The sequence below is a fragment of the Lacihabitans sp. CS3-21 genome, assembly GCF_024343675.1.
In the GTDB taxonomy this organism is placed as follows: Bacteria; Bacteroidota; Bacteroidia; order Cytophagales; family Spirosomataceae; genus Leadbetterella.
Map to the genome: position 1 here is coordinate 149,300 of NZ_RJUD01000003.1, position 17,455 is coordinate 166,754.

Here is a 17,455-nt window from a genome sequence, read left to right on the forward strand (position 1 = left end):
TCACTCGCAACTTATTACGCACAACTCACAACTAAAAAACAAATCAACCCTTAATAAAAAACGATATGAAACTCGGATTGGAGACGCTCGATTATTTAATTTTTCTGGTATACTTTGTTATAGTTGCCACTTATGGTTATTGGGTTTATAAAAATAAAGGTAAACAAACTGCCGACTCAAAAGACTTCTTTTTGGCCGAGGGTTCACTAACTTGGTGGGCAATTGGAGCGTCGCTGATTGCTTCGAATATCTCTGCCGAGCAGTTTATCGGTATGTCAGGACAAGCTTTTCAGCTAGGTTTGGCTATTTCGGTTTATGAACTCCTGGGCGGTGTTTCGTTGATAATTGTGGCCGTATATTTTTTGCCCATGTATCTAAACAATAAGATTTTTACTATGCCTCAATTCTTAGCAAAACGCTATGATACCCGTTTGGCTACAATTATGGCCGTATTTTGGTTGTTTTTATACATCACAGTTAACCTTACATCTATCATTTATTTAGGTGCATTGAGTTTAGAAAAAATGACGGGTTTTGGTTTTATGCCGTGTGCGTTTTTCTTAACTATTTTTGCTATTGTCATTACACTTGGAGGTATGAAGGTAATTGGCTATACCGACGTGATTCAAGTTGTTTGTTTAGTTATTGGTGGTTTGGCCACAACGTATTTAGCTTTAGATTTACTATCAAATAGAGTTGGATCGGGTTCGGGTGTATTAGAAGGATTGAGTTTAATAAAAGAAAAAGCCGATAGTCATCTACACATGATGTTTAGTCCTGGGCAATACTCGGTACATGACGGTAAGGGAGGTTTTATAGATGCATACCAACAGCTACCCGGGATAATGATGTTTGTTATTGGCGGCCAGTGGGTAAATAACCTAAATTACTTTGGTTGCAATCAATATATTACACAGAGAGCATTGGGTGCCGATTTGAAAACGGCTCGAAACGGTTTATTATTCGCCTCAGGATTAAAGATGTTGATGCCTTTCATAGTGGTTTTACCAGGTTTGGCAGCTTATGTTTTGTTTCAAGAAAATGCCGACCCTGCAATAGTTAATGGAATAACTCAGAATGGTATCGTAAAACCTGATAATGCATATCCAGTTTTGTTAAATATCTTACCAACTGGTTTAAAAGGGCTTGCATTTGCTGCACTTACAGCGGCCATTGTGGCCAGTTTGGCGGGTAAGGCAAACAGTATTTCTACCATTTATGTGTTGGATATTCATCAAAAGTTTTTCAACAAAAACATGAGCGAAAAACAAACGGTCCGCACTGGAAGAATCGCCATATTAGTTTCTTTTGCTTTAGCACTTTTGATAAGCCCACTTTTGGCCAACTTCGGACAAGCATTTGAATATATTCAGGTATACACGGGTTACATCTCCCCTGGTATATTGTCAATTTTCTTATTAGGGTTTTTCTGGAAAAAAACTACGGCCAACTCAGCTTTGGTTTCAGCCATATTGAGTATAGTTTTAAGTAGTTTGATAGCTTATGTTTGGCCAGAGTTTCCTTTTATGAATCGTATGGGTGTAGTTTTCTGGATTTGTGCCTTGGTTATGATTGCTATAAGTTTGATTGAATCAAAGGGCAAAGAAAGCAGCAATGCATTTGTGGTAAACAAAGATTGGTTCAAAGTCACACCTGAATTTCGTTACGGAACTATCGCCATTATCGCAGTCTTTTGTATTATTTATTATATATTTTGGTAAGAAACTTTTAAAATTTTCAATCAATTTCAACCTCAATTAAAACAATGAAAAAATTATTAATCGCAATAACTGCTCTAGCAGCATTTGCATGTAACAACAATAAAACAAACGACAAAACAATGGCAGAAAGTAATATTTCAGAGGCACCATTCGGTGTTTTAGCATCAGGAGATAGTGTAAAACTTTACACTTTAAAAAATGCCAACGGCATGGAAGTTGCCATCTCTGACTTAGGGGGGACAATCATAAAATGGACTGCTCCTGATAAAGACGGCAAATTTGAAGACATCACTTTGGGTTCTAACAATCCAGAAGATTATCTTTCAAATACAAAATATCTCGGGGCTTTAATTGGCAGATTTGGAAACAGAATTGCAAAGGGAAAATTTTCATTGGATGGTAAAGAATACACTTTGGCAATAAACAACGGCCCAAATTCACTACATGGAGGTTTAAATGGCTTCAATGCAGCTATTTGGACAGCCACCCCGCTTGAAGGTGCTGAACCAGGATTAAAGCTTACCTATCTTTCAAAAGACGGAGAGGAAGGATATCCAGGGAATTTGAATGTGGAGGTGGTTTATACTTTGAAAAATGACAATTCCCTAACTATAGATTATAAAGCCACAACAGACAAAAGTACAGTGGTTAATTTAACCAACCATGCTTATTTTAATCTAAAAGGTGAAGGTAATGGAGACATCACTGACCATGAAATCACCATCAATGCCGATAAGTTTTTGCCTACCGATGCGGGTTTAATACCTACTGGTGAACTTAAACCTGTTAAAGGAACGCCATTTGATTTTACAACAGCTCATTTGATTGGGGAAAGAATAAACGATACTACAGACAATGACATTAAGTTGGGAGGGGGCTATGATCATTGCTGGGTGTTTACAGACCAAAGCAATAAGTTAAAATCTATTGCGAAAGTGTTAGAACCAGTTTCGGGCCGTACGATGGAAGTGTTTACCACAGAGCCTGCTGTACAGTTTTATACAGGAAATTTCTTGAACGGTAAAGCAACAGGCAAATCTGGGAAAAAGTATGAATTCAGATATGGATTTTGTCTCGAAACCCAGCATTTTCCAGATGCACCAAACCAGTCGGCATTTCCAACCACAGTTTTAAAACCAGGAGAAACGTACACATCTACAACAGTTTACAAGTTTGGATTAAAATAATAGTGCGGTCAGATGTAAATCGGACCTGAAATTTCAAAAGCAATTATTCGCCACGAATTCACCAATTCAATTTGTGCATTCGTGGCATTTAGTTAATATATGAGCCATAGTCAGACCTGCAAACATAAGCACAAGAAATATTGAATAGGTTTGGTGTACAGAATAAATTGGTACAGTCAGACACCAATCGGTTATTAAAGTAGGTATGACAGGTTACACTGTCTTTTGCAGGAAGCGTTCAGACACAAGTCAGACTTGAAAATAAGTTTTTCAATCAGATTAAACCCAAACCCAAAGCTTTCCAACTAATTTTTCATACAAAAAAGCAGCAGAAATAAAAATCTCTGCTGCTTTCAAATAAACTATATCCAATAAATTAATGGCCGCCTTTCACATTGGCAACTTCTTTGTCAAAATCAATATTTTGTTTTCTAAGCACTTGCTGAACTCTGATTCCAAACCAGAAAAGGTATGCAAAACAAGCCACCGCCAATAAATATGAGGTTTGAATACCTACGGTATCAGCAATAACCCCTTGCAATACTGGAATAATCGCTCCTCCCAAAATCATCATAATCATAAATGCCGAGCCTTGATTCGTGTATTTTCCTAACCCCGCAGTTCCCAATGAAAATATACTTGGCCACAAAATAGAACAGAAAAGGCCACCACTTATTAAACTAAACAAAGCGATTTTACCAGTTGTAAAAACACCTATTAGAGTCATGATCGCACCTACTCCTGTATAAATCAACAAAGTCCTTACTGGTTTTTCTTTTGCCATAAAAAATGACACTATCATTACAATTACGCAGAATCCGTAAGGGTATAAATCGCTCACGTCACCACTCATAATAGAATTTACATATAATACTATACCAAAAGCAACAAAAGGAACTACCACCCAAAGGATTTTTTTCAAACTATCTGACAGTCCAAAGTTACCTACAGAAGCCGTCCAACGACCCACCATCATACTTCCCCAGAAAAGTGATACATATTTCGAAACTTGAGATGAAACCAAGCCTTGTGTCTCTTTCAAATATTCTGGCAAGTTACTACCAATTGTTACCTCTACGCCTACATATACAAATATGGCTGTCATTCCCAATATCAATTGTGGATATTTCAAAGCCCCTAATCCAGCTTCTACGTGTTCGTCGTTTGTAATCCTTGGTAATTTTGAGATCCAAAAGAACACCGCCACCAAAACAAACAATCCCCCAAGTAGGAGATACGGCACCTTTACAGATTCAATAGTTGCACTCAATGCCGCTTCAGGAGAAATGGATCCAAAAATTGCATAAGAAACAATCAATGGCCCAATAGTACCACCGAAGTTGTTTACAGCACCGCCAAGGTTAATTCTTGTTGCTCCTGTTTCTGGTGGTCCCAAGGCTATCATAAAAGGTTGAGTGGCGGTTTGTTGTAATGAAAAACCTAGCCCAACCACAAATAAGGCAGTTAAGAGTAAAAAGTAAGATTTAGTCTCAGCCGCTGGATAAAAAATTAGTGAACCGACAGCAGAAATTATCAAACCATAAATAATACCATTTTTATAACCGATTTTGTTCAAAATATCAGTTTTCATAATGCTAGAAAGCAACAAATACAGCACTGAACCAACAAAATATGCGGCATAAAATGCAAAATCTACTAATTGTGCTTGCCATTGTTGTAATTCAAATTTTTCTTTAAAAAGCGGAATCAATATTCCGTTTGATGCTGCAACAAAACTCCAAAAAAACCAGACGGTCATTAAGGTATAAAGTGCAGGTAAATTTGTAGAGGTGTTTTTGTTTTCCATTATTTAGGGTTATTTGTTTTAAATCTAGTTTACTTCGGTTTCATCTTGCCATTCGTAGAATACATTCTTGGCGGCGTCCCAATTGGGATATATTAAGAAATGTTTCTCTTTAACGAGTTTAAAAATTACATCTCTCAATTCTGTAATGTTTTCATTTTTTGTTGCAGAAATAAAGACCACATTTTCTGCATTTTTTTGTAAATAGCCAGTTTTCAGTCTTTCTAAGTTTATTTTCAGATCCTCCTCTGTGGCCAAATGTCTATCCAGGCCTTCCACTGAAAGGGGTCTGTATTGATCCAATTTATTGAAAATTATAACAGTAGGTTTGTCTTTGGCGTTTATGTCAGCTAGCGTAGCATTCACTACATCTATTTGTTCTTCAAAAGAATCGTGTGAAATATCTACCACATGTAACAAGATGTCTGCATCTCTTATCTCGTCCAAAGTAGATTTGAAAGATTCAATAAGCGTAGTTGGGAGCTTTCTAATAAATCCAACCGTATCGGTTATCAGAAAAGGAATATTGCCAAGAACCATTTTTCTGACTGTAGAATCTATGGTAGCAAACAATTTATTTTCAGCAAAAACCTCTGTTTTGGCAAGTTTTTGCATTAACGTTGATTTACCCACATTGGTATATCCCACCAAAGCTACCCTCACCAACTGGTTTCTTTCTTTACGACGGGTGGCCGATTGTTTGTCTATTTTCTCTAATTTCTCTTTTAGCAAAGCTATTCTGTCCTGCACAATTCGTTTGTCGGTTTCAAGTTCTTTTTCTCCAGGACCTCTCATGCCAATTCCACCCTTTTGCTTACTCAAGTGCGACCACATTCTTGTCAGTCTAGGTAGTAAATATTTGTACTGTGCCAATTCTACTTGCCTTTTGGCTTGGTCAGATTGAGCTCTTTGAGAGAATATATTTAAAATCAGTAAACTTCTATCCAGTACTTTGATATTTTCAAAAGCTTTTTCCAAGTTTCTTACTTGAGATGGACTAAGTTCATCGTCAAAAATGATGGTATCAACTGGATTTATCGTTATCCAAGTCTGTATTTCTTCCAATTTTCCCTTGCCTACAAAAGTCTTTTGGTCGGCATAGTTAAGTCTTTGTACAAACACCTTCATGGTTTTTACACCAGAAGTTTCAGCTAAAAATGCCAACTCGTCGAGATACTCCTTGGTTTTTTCGGCGTTTTGTTTTTGTGATATCAAGCCCACTAAGATAGCTGTTTCTTGGGGTTTGGTAGTAGACAAAAGAGGTTTATTCTGCAATTCTTGAGTTTTAATGTTTCTTAAATGCTATCTAATTAAATAGCCTTCGATGCAATTTCGTCATTCCATTTTCCAAACTATACATGGATAAATGACAAGGTTTTTTATCAAAATTAGCCAATGCTAAATGAACTTTGGTTTTATTTTAAATACAAAGTAAAACAATATTAACGATTTTTTCTGTTGGTTATGCAATACTTCGTTTTCAAAGATTTGATTTTCAAGGCCAAAAAATCTTAGAAATTTATGAGGTTATTTAAAAAAATGAGACAAAATACTTAATATCAATACTTTATTTATTTTAAAAAAAATTATTTTGTTTTTTTTAACTAGTGTTCCAAAAATTGGCACAGTATTGGTAAAGCATTATAGCATAACACAAAGTTATTAAGCGGATAGAAAATTCCTTACTAAATACCCGAAATGTTAAAAATCATGGATTTGATTGGAATTTTATTTTTCGCTTTTTACATTTGCTATCTAGAATCAAACACGATCAAAAATATTAGAGCTTAGCTCTTAAAGATTTAATCCCTCGTAAAGGCCTATGGCCAGCACATGGATTATTAGGAAAGCACGTAAGTCGGAATCCCTGTCACTATCATTGAGGCAGGGATTTTTTTTGTTACTTTTGTGTCCCAATTATATTCCTTGTAACATGAAATTTGTCAAAACTACTGATATATCCAATAAAAAGGCCAGATTCGAATTTTTCTTTCTTGAAGAATATTCTGCTGGAATGGTACTTACAGGCACCGAGATAAAGTCTATCAGAGAAGGCAAAGTGAGTATGTCAGATGCTTATTGTTTTTTTCAAAAGAATGAATTGTATGTTAAAAATCTAAATATCTCTAAATACGATAACGGCACTTATAATAACCACGAGCCACTCCGCGAGCGTAAACTATTGCTTAACCGAAAAGAGATAAAGAAACTGATTAATAAACTAACTGACAAAGGCCTGACCATCATACCCACCCGAATCTATATAAACGAAGGCGGGCTTGCCAAACTCGACATTGCCTTAGCCAAAGGTAAAAAACTCTATGACAAACGAGAAAGTATCAAAGAAAAAGACGTTTCAAGAGACAGAAGTAGAGATGAATAGGTTTTTAGTATGTATCTACCTAACCGCCTAATATTTAAAGATTTGACCACTCAATATTATTTTCTGATTAATTTCATTTTATAGGTTTATATTTCAGAAAGAATTCATTAAATTGCCTGACAATTAGTCTATTGTTCAAAAATCTAATTGTTTATGGGGCGGAAAGTGTTAATCCTAAATGCCGACTACAGAGCCATCAGTATTTGTACTGTTCCAAAGGCTTTTTTATTGGTCTATCTCAATAAGGCCGAACTCGTTGCTGAAAATCCCAAAGATAAAATCAGAACCATTAACAGAAACTATCCCCTTCCTTCTATTATTCGTCTAAACTCTTATGTTTCTGTGCCATTTCGAAATGTGGTGATGACTCGCCAAAATATTTTTAAGCGAGACAACAATACCTGTGCATATTGCGGTAAACAAAGCGATTTGACATTGGATCACGTAATGCCAAAATCTCGAGGTGGCAAAACCCACTGGGAAAACTTGGTAACGGCTTGCAAACGTTGTAACTCAGAAAAAGGGAGCTACACCCCCGAAGAAGCAAAAATGAATCTTAAAGTGAAGCCATTCAAACCAACCTTTCTAATGTTTGTTAGGGATTGCTCGGGTAACCTTGAAGAAAACTGGCTGCCATTTTTGAGTAAGAGCAGGTAGGGTTTCAATTGTTATTCCTATTCAGTATATTTAACAAATTTATATTTCCTGTTGATAATCAGGCAGTTCGCTGGGTAAATCTTTGTGTCTTTTGTTAAATACCTTTTTCAATTCATGCTAATCTTACGTATTTTCACGATTACCGAGCTCAAGGACTTCGGTTACTTAGCGGAGCCATAGGCGGCCGAGCGGAGTCGAATGTGGCTGAGCGGAGTCGAATGTGGCAGAGCGGAGTCGAATGTGGCTGAGCGGAGTCGAATGTGGCTGAGCGGAGTCGAATGTGGCTAAGCGGAGTCTAAGGTGGCTGAGCGGAGCCAAAGGTGGCTTAGCGGAGCCAAAGGTGGCTTAGCGGAGCCGAAGCCTGATTTTTAACCATTTACCTAAAAAATCTCTACACTTTTCTTGCATATTTTCTCAAATTCCCTACCTTTGCACTCCTTTTTAACGAGGAATTATCAATTTTTAATCAATTTCAGTAGAAAAGCTCGGTCTATTGATGTAATAATGAGCAGTTTAATTCATATATGACAAATCAAACATTTCCTGATTTCGATTGGGAGAAAGTAACAAAAAAAGGCATTGGTGGAGGATACACCGCTGCCGAGAAAGCAGATTTAGAAGCAGTTTACGGTGAAACTTTCGCCGCAATCGAAGAAAAAGACGTAGTAGATGCCCTTGTGGTAGGTATTACAGACAGAGAAGTTTTATTAAACATCGGATTCAAATCAGATGGAATAGTTTCTCGTTCAGAATTCCGCGACTTGCCAGACCTTAAAGTGGGTGACAAAGTTGAGGTTTTCATCGAAAAACAAGAAGATGCTTTAGGACAATTGGTTATTTCTCGTAAAAAAGCCAGAATCCTTACAGCTTGGTCTAAAATTGAAGGTGCTCTTGAGACTGACATTATTGTTGATGCTCTAATTAAGCGTCGCACAAAAGGTGGTCTTATTGTAGATATTTTTGGTATTGAGGCTTTCTTGCCAGGTTCACAAATCGACGTTAAACCTATCAGAGACTTTGATGTGTTTGTAGGAAAACGTATGGAAGTGAAAGTGGTTAAGATCAACCATACCAACGACAACGTAGTAGTATCGCACAAGGTATTGATCGAGAAAGACCTTGAGTCGCAACGTCAGCAAATCCTTACTAACCTTGAGAAAGGACAAGTATTGGAAGGTGTGGTTAAAAACATTACCAACTTCGGTGTATTCATCGACCTTGGTGGCGTAGATGGATTACTACACATCACGGATATCTCGTGGGGTAGAGTAAACCACCCTAACGAAGTATTGAATCTTGACGATAAAATCAAAGTTGTGGTTCTTGACTTTGATGATGACAAGAAGCGTATCTCATTGGGTATGAAACAATTGGAGGCTCATCCTTGGGATTCATTAGCTGAAGGCCTAGAAGTAGGTTCTAAAGTGAGCGGAAAAATCGTAAACATTGCAGATTACGGTGCATTCCTTGAATTGAAGCCAGGTGTGGAGGGTCTTATCCACGTTTCAGAAATGTCTTGGTCACAACACTTGAGAAACCCGTCTGATTTCTTGCAAATCGGTGACGATATCTCAGCTGTTGTATTGACTATGGATAAAGACGAAAGAAAAATGTCATTGGGTATCAAGCAAATGACAGAAGATCCATGGACAAAACAAGATCTTTTGGCTAAATACGCTATTGGCACTAAACATAAAGGAACAGTTCGTAACCTTACCAACTTCGGTTTATTCTTAGAGCTAGAAGAAGGTATAGACGGTCTGGTTCACGTTTCTGACCTTTCTTGGACTAAGAAAATCAAGCACCCATCTGATTTCGTTAAAATCGGAGAGGAGCTTGAAGTAATCGTACTTGAATTGGACGTTGACAACAGAAGATTGGCTCTTAGCCACAAGCACTTGGAAGAAAATCCTTGGGATACTTTCGAAACAGTATTCGAAGTAGGAACGGTACACGAGTGTAACATCGTTGGTAAAAACGAAAAACAAGTTACATTAGAACTTCCTTACGGTATCGAAGGACAAGCTGGTCTAAAAGCTATCGCTAAAGAAGACGGAACAATGGGCGAAATGGGCGAGAAACTTTCTTTTGAAGTAATTGAGTTTAATAAAGAAGAAAAGAAAATCGTTCTTTCTCATTCAAAAACTTGGGAAGTTCAAAAAGAAGAGCCTAAAGTAGAGAAGAAAAAAGCTCCAGTAAAAGCAACTGATAAAGTAAAAATGCCTGAAATGGAGAAATCTACATTGGGTGACTTGTCAGCTCTTTCGGCTTTGAGAGATCAACTTGAAAGCGAAGAAGCTTCTCCAAAAAAGAAAGTAGTTAAAAAGAAAACATCTGATGAGGCTTAATCTCAGTTTTTCTTAAAAATAATTTTTCTTCAGAAATGGCTGTCTATAAGGCAGCCATTTCATTTTTTAAGAAAAATTTAAGAATATTCTAAAATAATTTTGGCAAAACAGCTATTTGGTCATAAATTTGCATTCCTTTAAATAAGAGGGTCCTGTGGCCGAGCGGCTAGGCAGAGCTCTGCAAAAGCTTCTACAGCGGTTCGAATCCGCTCGGGACCTCAAAAATTTTGATAAAAGTCAAAATCTAAAATTAATACCATTTGATAGGTTAGTTAAAACTACTTTTCAAATGGTATTTTTTGTTTCAAATAATTCATTTTCAATTAGTTGCATTATTATTTAAAATGATTCTAAATTTATTTTATTCAAAAAAAATCACATTACATATTTTGATAAAAAGCATTCCTACCTTAGCTTTGTACTCTCAAAAATTGCAATATTATAATTTAAAATGATAAATAATATTTCGAAAAAATTACTAACTCTTGTAGCCCTCGTTTTTGTACTAACATTAAACACATTCGCCCAAGATGGTGATGCTGCTGCCGGAGAAACTCTTTTCAAAAATAACTGTGCTCAATGTCACGCGGTTGACGCTTCTGTGGTTGTAGGTCCAGGTTTAGCTGGTATCGAAGACAGAAGAGATTACGCTTGGCTAAAAAAATGGATTAATAATCCAGCCGCTGTTATTTCAAGTGGAGATAAATATGCAGTTGAATTGTATGAAAAATTCAACAAAACACAAATGACGGCTTTTCCCGCTTATGGAGACGCCGAAATTAAAAACATCCTTGCTTATGTTAAAACAGCAAACGCTGCTCCTGCAGCCGCCGCTCCTGGTGCTGCAACAGCCGCTCCAGCCCAAGAAACATCTGGAGGTAAGTTCTTCAACATAGTTTTAGTGGCTTTGTTGGTGATTATGGGTCTGGTACTTGTTGCACTGCTCGCTGTTCTTAAGTTGTTGTCTACATTAGCTAAAGGGGAGTCTCTTGAAGGTATGCCATCAGCAATGGACAATTTGAAATCTACTTTTAAAGGCTTGTCCGCCAACAAAACTATAGTAACTGCGGTTATTTGGATGTTTGTATTGTTAGGCACCAAGGCTACTTTAGATGGATTATTTAAAATTGGTGTTCACCAAGGATACGCTCCTACACAACCAATCAATTTCTCTCACAAGCTTCATGCTGGAGATATGGAAATCAATTGTGCTTATTGTCATACTGGAGTTTATAAAGGAAAACAATCGGGTATCCCTTCTTCTAGTATTTGTATGAATTGCCACAATACCATTAAGAGAGAATCTCCTGAAATTCAGAAAATATATACTGCGATAGAGAAAAATCAGCCAATTGAGTGGGTAAGAGTACACAACCTTCCTGATTTGGCATATTTTAATCATGCTCAGCACACCAACGTGGCTGGCTTAGATTGTGAAAACTGTCATGGCGATATCAAAAACATGGAGGTAGTACAGCAACGCCACACGCTTACTATGGGCTGGTGTATTGATTGTCATAGAAAAACGGATGTGAACTCAAAAGGAAATGCATATTATGATGCTTTGCTTACAGCTCACAATAGCACCTCTAAAGAGGCCATGAAAGTGGAAGACATAGGCGGTTTGGAGTGTGCCAAATGCCACTATTAATTTTTTTCAAGTAATAAAGAGAATTTTATATATACATACTCATGGAGAATACTAATAAAAGGTATTGGAAAGGTATTGAAGAGTTGAAAAACGATATCAGCGTTGTCAAAAATGCCGATAAAGAATTTAATTTAGAGGGATTAGAGGGCGGCACTTACCGACGCGATTTCTTGAAAATGTTGGGATTTGGAGTTGCTGCTGTTTCTTTGGCGGCTTGTAATGCACCAGTTAGACATACAATTCCATATTTAAATAAACCTGAAGACATCGAGCCTGGTATTCCTAACTATTATGCTTCAACTTTTGCTCAAGCAGGCAGCTATTGTAGTATTTTAGTAAAAACCAGAGAAGGAAGACCTGTTAAAATAGAAGGAAATAAGCTTTCAGGGGTAACCAAAGGCGGTGTAGCTGCTCATGTACACGCTTCGTTATTGTCTTTATATGATAACGAAAGATCAAAAGAGCCTACAAAAGGGGGTAAGAAAACAACTTGGGCTGAATTAGACAAGGAAGTTTCGGCAGCTTTGGCTTCTTCTACAAATATTAGAGTGGTTTCTAATACCATTCTTTCACCAAGTACCAAATCAGTATTAGCAGATTTTGCCTCAAAGTATCCTTCTGCAAAACATGTGACATACGATTCTAACTCAGCTTCAGCTTTGATTGAAGCCAATGGAACGAGTTTTGGTAAGGCTGTTATCCCTTCATATTTGTTTAATAAAGCTAATGTAATTGTAGGTATCAACTGCGATTTCCTTGGAACTTGGCTTTCACCAATCGAGCATTCAGCTCAATGGGCAGAAACAAGAAGATTGAGCAGTGCGAAAGGAGGCAAAAAAACCATGTCGAGACATTACCAGTTTGAAACTGGCATGAGCATGACTGGAGCAAATGCTGACTACAGAGGTATGTTCAAGCCTTCGCAAGAAGGAGCATTTGTAGCAAATCTTTATAACAGAATTGCAGCTATCATGGGAGTTGGTTCTCAACTTTCTGTAGCTAAGGCTGATTTCGAAAACATTGATAAATGTGCCAAAGACTTAGTTGCCGCTAAAGGAGCTAGTTTAGTGGTATCTGGTTCAAATAATGTAGCAGTTCAGACCATTGTAAATGGTATCAACAGTCTTTTAGGAAACCTTGGAAACACAATAGATTTCGGAACAACTGTTAATTACAAACAAGGCAACGATGCTGCCATGAATCAATTCGTTGCTGAATTGAAATCAGGAGCTGTAGATGCAGTTATATTTTTAGATTCAAATCCTGTTTATGACCACCTATTAGGTGCTGATATTGCAGAAGGTTTGAAAAAGTCAAAATTAAGTGTAGCCATTGCTGATAGAGCTAATGAGACTGCTTCATTGTGTACATATTTGGCTCTTAATACACATTACTTAGAGTCGTGGGGTGATGCTTCACCAAAGGCAGGATATTATTCACTTACTCAGCCAGTAATTTCTAATATTTTTAATTCTCGTCAGGGTGAGTCAAGCTTATTAGCGTGGGCTGGTAAGTCTTCTGACTATCAGGCTTATGTTAAAAATGTTTGGACTTCAAGTATATTAAATGGTAAAACTTGGATTCAGGCTCTTCACGATGGTGTTTATGAGTCCCCAAATGCTACTGTTTTAGGTGCTTCCTTTTCAGGAAATTTGGCCGAGGCAGCTGCAAAAGTATCTTCAGTTAAATCTTCAGGAATTGAATTACTTGTTTTCGAAAATGTAACAATTGGTACAGGTATTCAAGCAAACAACCCTTGGTTGCAAGAAACGCCAGATCCAGTTTCAAAAGTTACTTGGGAAAATACAGCTGCGTTTTCACAAAAAACTGCTGCTGACCTTGGTTTAGAAGTTGGAGATTGGGTAAATCTTACTATTGGAGCCAACACCGTTGAGCTACCAATATTAATACAACCGGGCCAGGCAAACGACACGGTAACAGTAGCTATGGGTTACGGTCGTACAGCTGCTGGAAAGGCAGGTAATGTAGGAGTTGCTATGTTGCCATTGCTAAAAGGTTCTGCCACAGCAAGTAATCTATGGGTGGGAGGAGCAAAAATTGAAAAAACAAAGAGTGGTTATACTTTAGCACAGACACAAACACACGAGACTTACATGGGCCGTGAGGCAGTGGTTCAAGAGTCAGTGTTGAGTGAATATGTTAAAAATTCAAAGGCTGGAAGATTCGAGCCAATGATTGCAACTTCTGATGGTCTGAAAAAACCTTATTCAATCACATTGTGGAACGGACACGAGAAGAAAAACCACAGCTGGGGAATGGTAATCGACCTTAACACTTGTACAGGTTGTGCAGCGTGTGTGGTTAGTTGTCAAGCAGAAAACAACGTTTCGGTTGTTGGTAAAGCTGAGGTTGCTCGTGCAAGAGAAATGCATTGGATTAGAATAGATAGATATTATAGTTCAGACGCTCCAGAAGAAGAAGGTTACAGTGTTGCTGGTTACAAAGCTATGGAAACCGCTTCGGCCAATCCTGAGGTTGTATTTCAGCCATTGATGTGTCAGCACTGTTCAAATGCTCCATGTGAGACTGTTTGTCCAGTTTTGGCTACAACACATAGTTCTGAAGGATTGAATCAAATGACTTATAACAGATGTGTAGGTACAAGATATTGTGCAAATAACTGTCCTTATAAAGTAAGAAGATTCAACTGGTTTAAATATTTTGAGAACGATAACTTTGATTTCCATTTCAACAATGAGTTGGGACGTATGGTAATCAACCCTGATGTAACTGTAAGGTCAAGAGGTGTTATTGAGAAATGCTCAATGTGTGTTCAGAGAATTCAGGCTGGTAAACTTACAGCCAAAAAAGAAAAGCGTCGTCCGGTGGATGGAGAGATAGAAACAGCATGTTCTCAATCTTGTCCTACAAATGCCATAACTTTTGGCGATATGTTGGATCCGGAATCAAGAGTTTCAAAACTTTTGGTGCAAGAAGAAGAAGGAAGAAGATTCCAATTGTTAGAAGAAATCAACGTAATACCTCAAGTAAACTATCTTGTTAAAATTAGAAACAAAGATGGTGTTAAGAAAGCAGAGGCTGTAGCACATACAGATCATTCTGAGCATGCAGGTCATTGATTTTTGTATTTTTTGTAATTAATTTTTAAATAAATAAAGTTCCTAAATATTTCTAGGATATAATTATGTCAGTAGTTTCACCAATAAGAGAACATCTAGTAACCGGAGGCAAAACCTACCACGATGTTACTGAGGATATTTGCAGACATGTAGAAGCCAAGCCTACTAAAGAATGGAAAATAGCGTTTGCTATTTCTGTCCTGGTATTATTATACGGTGGTGGTTGGGTTTTGTGGACATGGTGGGAAGGCCTCGGTGTATGGGGTTTGAACAAAACAGTAGGTTGGGCATGGGACATCACTAACTTCGTATGGTGGGTGGGTATCGGTCACGCTGGTACACTTATTTCTGCCATTCTTTTGTTGTTCCGCCAAAAATGGAGAACATCAATCAACCGTGCTGCTGAAGCAATGACCATCTTTGCGGTTCTTTGTGCGGCTTCATTCATTTTAATGCACATGGGTCGTCCTTGGTTAGCTTATTGGGCATTGCCGCTTCCAAACACTTTTGGTTCTTTGTGGGTAAACTTTAATTCTCCTTTAGTTTGGGACGTTTTTGCCATATCTACATATTTCTCTGTTTCTTGTTTGTTCTGGTTCATTGGTTTAATTCCTGATTTGGCCACAATAAGAGATAGAGCTACTGGTGTTCGTAAAACTATTTATGGGGCACTTTCATTAGGCTGGACAGGTGGTGCAAGAACTTGGGCTCGTTATGAAGATGTATCTTTAATTCTTGCAGGTTTATCTACACCACTTGTACTCTCAGTACACACTATTGTATCCTTTGACTTTGCTACTTCGGTTATTCCAGGATGGCACACCACCATCTTTCCTCCATATTTCGTTGCAGGGGCTATTTTCTCTGGCTTTGCAATGGTTCAAAACCTGATGTTGGTTACCAGAGTAGTTTACAAACTAGAGGACTACATTACTTTGGAACACATTTCTTTGATGAATAAAATCATCACCTTGACGGGTTCGATTGTAGGTGTTGCCTATATAACTGAGTTTTTCATTGCTGCCTATTCAGGTGTTGAGTACGAAAAATATGCTTTTATCAATAGAGCAACTGGTCCATTATGGTGGTCATATTTTGGTATGATGTTTTGTAATGTAATGTCACCACAAGTTTTTTGGTTTAAAAAATTAAGAGAGAATATAGTAGTTTCATTTGTAATTGCTGTTGTAGTAAACATAGGTATGTGGTTTGAGCGTTTTGTAATTATTGTAACTTCATTACATAGAGATTACTTGCCTTCTAGTTGGACATACTTCACTCCTAGAATGGGTGATATTGGAGACTATTTGTTCTCATTTGGATTCTTCTTTACCTGTTTCTTCTTATTCTCTAAGTTTTTACCGGTAATAAATATGGCAGAGGTGAAATCAGTTTTAAAATCATCATCTGAAAAGAAATCCAACCATTAATTAATTCCGAATAAGATTAATTGTTCTTAAAATGACAGATAAAAAATATATAGTAGGCATTTTTAACGACGAAGACGTGGTTATGGATGCGGTTCAGAAAATCAGAAGCAAAGGAATTAAAATCCATGAGGTTTTTTGTCCTTATCCTGTCCATGGTCTTGATCATGCTTTAGGTTACGAAAGACCAAGAATGGGTATCCCTGCCTTTTTATTTGGAATAACAGGAACTTGCTTAGCATTTTTGCTTACTTTTTGGACTTTGGGTGTAGATTGGCCAATGAATATTGGTGGTAAGAATTTCTTCCCTTTCCCTACCAATATTCCAATTGTATTTGAATTAACGGTTTTATTAGCAGCATTTGGTATGTCATTTACCTTCTTTTTTATGGAAGGATTAGGGCCAAGTGTAAAGCCAATTATATTCGATATCAGAAGCACAGATGATAAATTTGCAATGGCTATTGATTTGAACAAAAACACTGTTTCTGATTCGGAAATTACAGCGTTTTTAAGCGAAATTGGTGCTGAGGAAGTAAATGTTAAGGAAGTTTAATAAAATCTTAAAATGAAAAACAGTAAATTATATTTTAAACTTGTTTTAAGCGGAATTTTAGGTCTTTCCTTGGTTTCATGCGATTCTAAAAATGATACAGGCTGGGAATTTGCTCCCAATATGTACAACTCTTTGGGTTATGAGGCTCAAACACAGATTGAACCAAACGCTATCAATCCAAACGGAATGAATATGCGTTATCCAGTGGCTGGAACTATTTCACGAAGAAATTACAAGACTTCTTTTGTTCAGGATGATAGTACGGTAGTAAACGATCTTATGATTTATGGTTTAGGTAAGGATGATTTGGCATTGGCTGAAACTCTGAAGAACCCTATACCTTGGTCAGAAGCCGTTGAGGAAGAAGGTAAGGTATTGTATGAAAAAAATTGTCAGCATTGCCATGGTGCTGGTGGAGCAGGTGATGGAAAAGTTGCTGCTAAATATAAGGGTGTTCCAAATTATGCTGCGGATGCCTATAAAAATATGACAATGGGTCATGTATTCCATGTTATTACACATGGAAAAGGAAGAATGTGGGCTCATGGTGCTCAAGTTTTACCTGAAGAAAGATGGAAAATAGCCCATTATGTACAGAGATTACAAATTGGTGGTTAATT

12 protein-coding genes and 1 tRNA gene are annotated in these 17,455 nt (G+C 37.3%); 11 read left to right on the forward strand and 2 right to left on the reverse strand.

Annotation, left to right across the window (positions count from 1 at the left end; all coding sequences use genetic code 11):
• Positions 1–65 precede the first annotated feature (65 nt).
• Together EGI24_RS03195 and EGI24_RS03200 are read left to right on the forward strand one after the other, a co-directional pair.
• Entirely contained in the window at positions 66–1,721 is a 1,656-nt protein-coding gene (locus EGI24_RS03195; protein WP_255046840.1) for a sodium/sugar symporter, read from the forward strand.
• A 44-nt stretch (positions 1,722–1,765) separates the two neighbouring features.
• Positions 1,766–2,908, forward strand: coding sequence for an aldose epimerase family protein (locus tag EGI24_RS03200; RefSeq protein ID WP_262926168.1), 1,143 nt, complete (start codon positions 1,766–1,768; stop codon positions 2,906–2,908).
• A gap of 376 nt (positions 2,909–3,284) precedes the next feature.
• Here the strand turns inward: EGI24_RS03200 and EGI24_RS03205 are convergent, their stop codons facing one another.
• Both EGI24_RS03205 and hflX read right to left on the reverse strand, forming a co-directional pair.
• Complete coding sequence (locus EGI24_RS03205; RefSeq protein ID WP_255046841.1) at positions 3,285–4,715, reverse strand: MFS transporter; 1,431 nt, start codon at positions 4,713–4,715, stop codon at positions 3,285–3,287.
• Positions 4,716–4,739: 24 nt separating this feature from the next.
• Positions 4,740–5,987 carry a GTPase HflX gene (gene hflX / locus EGI24_RS03210; RefSeq protein ID WP_255046842.1) on the reverse strand — a complete coding sequence of 416 codons (1,248 nt, stop codon included), beginning with the start codon at positions 5,985–5,987 and terminating at the stop codon, positions 4,740–4,742.
• A gap of 658 nt (positions 5,988–6,645) precedes the next feature.
• Between hflX and smpB the strand changes: the two genes are divergently transcribed.
• The 9 genes from smpB to EGI24_RS03255 all read left to right on the forward strand — a co-directional run bounded on the left by smpB (position 6,646) and on the right by EGI24_RS03255 (position 17,453).
• Positions 6,646–7,095 (forward strand): SsrA-binding protein SmpB, encoded by a 450-nt coding sequence (gene smpB, locus EGI24_RS03215; RefSeq protein WP_255046845.1) that lies wholly within the window; start codon positions 6,646–6,648, stop codon positions 7,093–7,095.
• 153 nt (positions 7,096–7,248) lie between these two features.
• Positions 7,249–7,752, forward strand: coding sequence for an HNH endonuclease (locus tag EGI24_RS03220; RefSeq protein ID WP_255046846.1), 504 nt, complete (start codon positions 7,249–7,251; stop codon positions 7,750–7,752).
• A 524-nt stretch (positions 7,753–8,276) separates the two neighbouring features.
• Positions 8,277–10,100 carry a 30S ribosomal protein S1 gene (gene rpsA, locus EGI24_RS03225; protein ID WP_255046848.1) on the forward strand — a complete coding sequence of 608 codons (1,824 nt, stop codon included), beginning with the start codon at positions 8,277–8,279 and terminating at the stop codon, positions 10,098–10,100.
• 148 nt (positions 10,101–10,248) lie between these two features.
• Positions 10,249–10,319: transfer RNA gene (locus tag EGI24_RS03230), tRNA-Cys, on the forward strand.
• Between the two features lie 232 nt (positions 10,320–10,551).
• Positions 10,552–11,751, forward strand: a complete 1,200-nt coding sequence (locus tag EGI24_RS03235) for a c-type cytochrome (protein WP_255046849.1) — start codon at positions 10,552–10,554, stop codon at positions 11,749–11,751.
• A gap of 41 nt (positions 11,752–11,792) precedes the next feature.
• A complete protein-coding gene (locus tag EGI24_RS03240) occupies positions 11,793–14,852 on the forward strand; it encodes a TAT-variant-translocated molybdopterin oxidoreductase (protein WP_255046851.1) in 3,060 nt (1,019 codons plus the stop codon).
• A 65-nt stretch (positions 14,853–14,917) separates the two neighbouring features.
• On the forward strand, positions 14,918–16,282 hold the full coding sequence (gene nrfD / locus EGI24_RS03245; RefSeq protein WP_255046852.1) for an NrfD/PsrC family molybdoenzyme membrane anchor subunit: 1,365 nt from the start codon (positions 14,918–14,920) through the stop codon (positions 16,280–16,282).
• 31 nt (positions 16,283–16,313) lie between these two features.
• Positions 16,314–16,835, forward strand: a complete 522-nt coding sequence (locus EGI24_RS03250; RefSeq protein ID WP_255046853.1) for a DUF3341 domain-containing protein — start codon at positions 16,314–16,316, stop codon at positions 16,833–16,835.
• Between the two features lie 12 nt (positions 16,836–16,847).
• A complete protein-coding gene (locus EGI24_RS03255; RefSeq protein ID WP_255046855.1) occupies positions 16,848–17,453 on the forward strand; it encodes a cytochrome c in 606 nt (201 codons plus the stop codon).
• Positions 17,454–17,455: the final 2 nt, after the last annotated feature.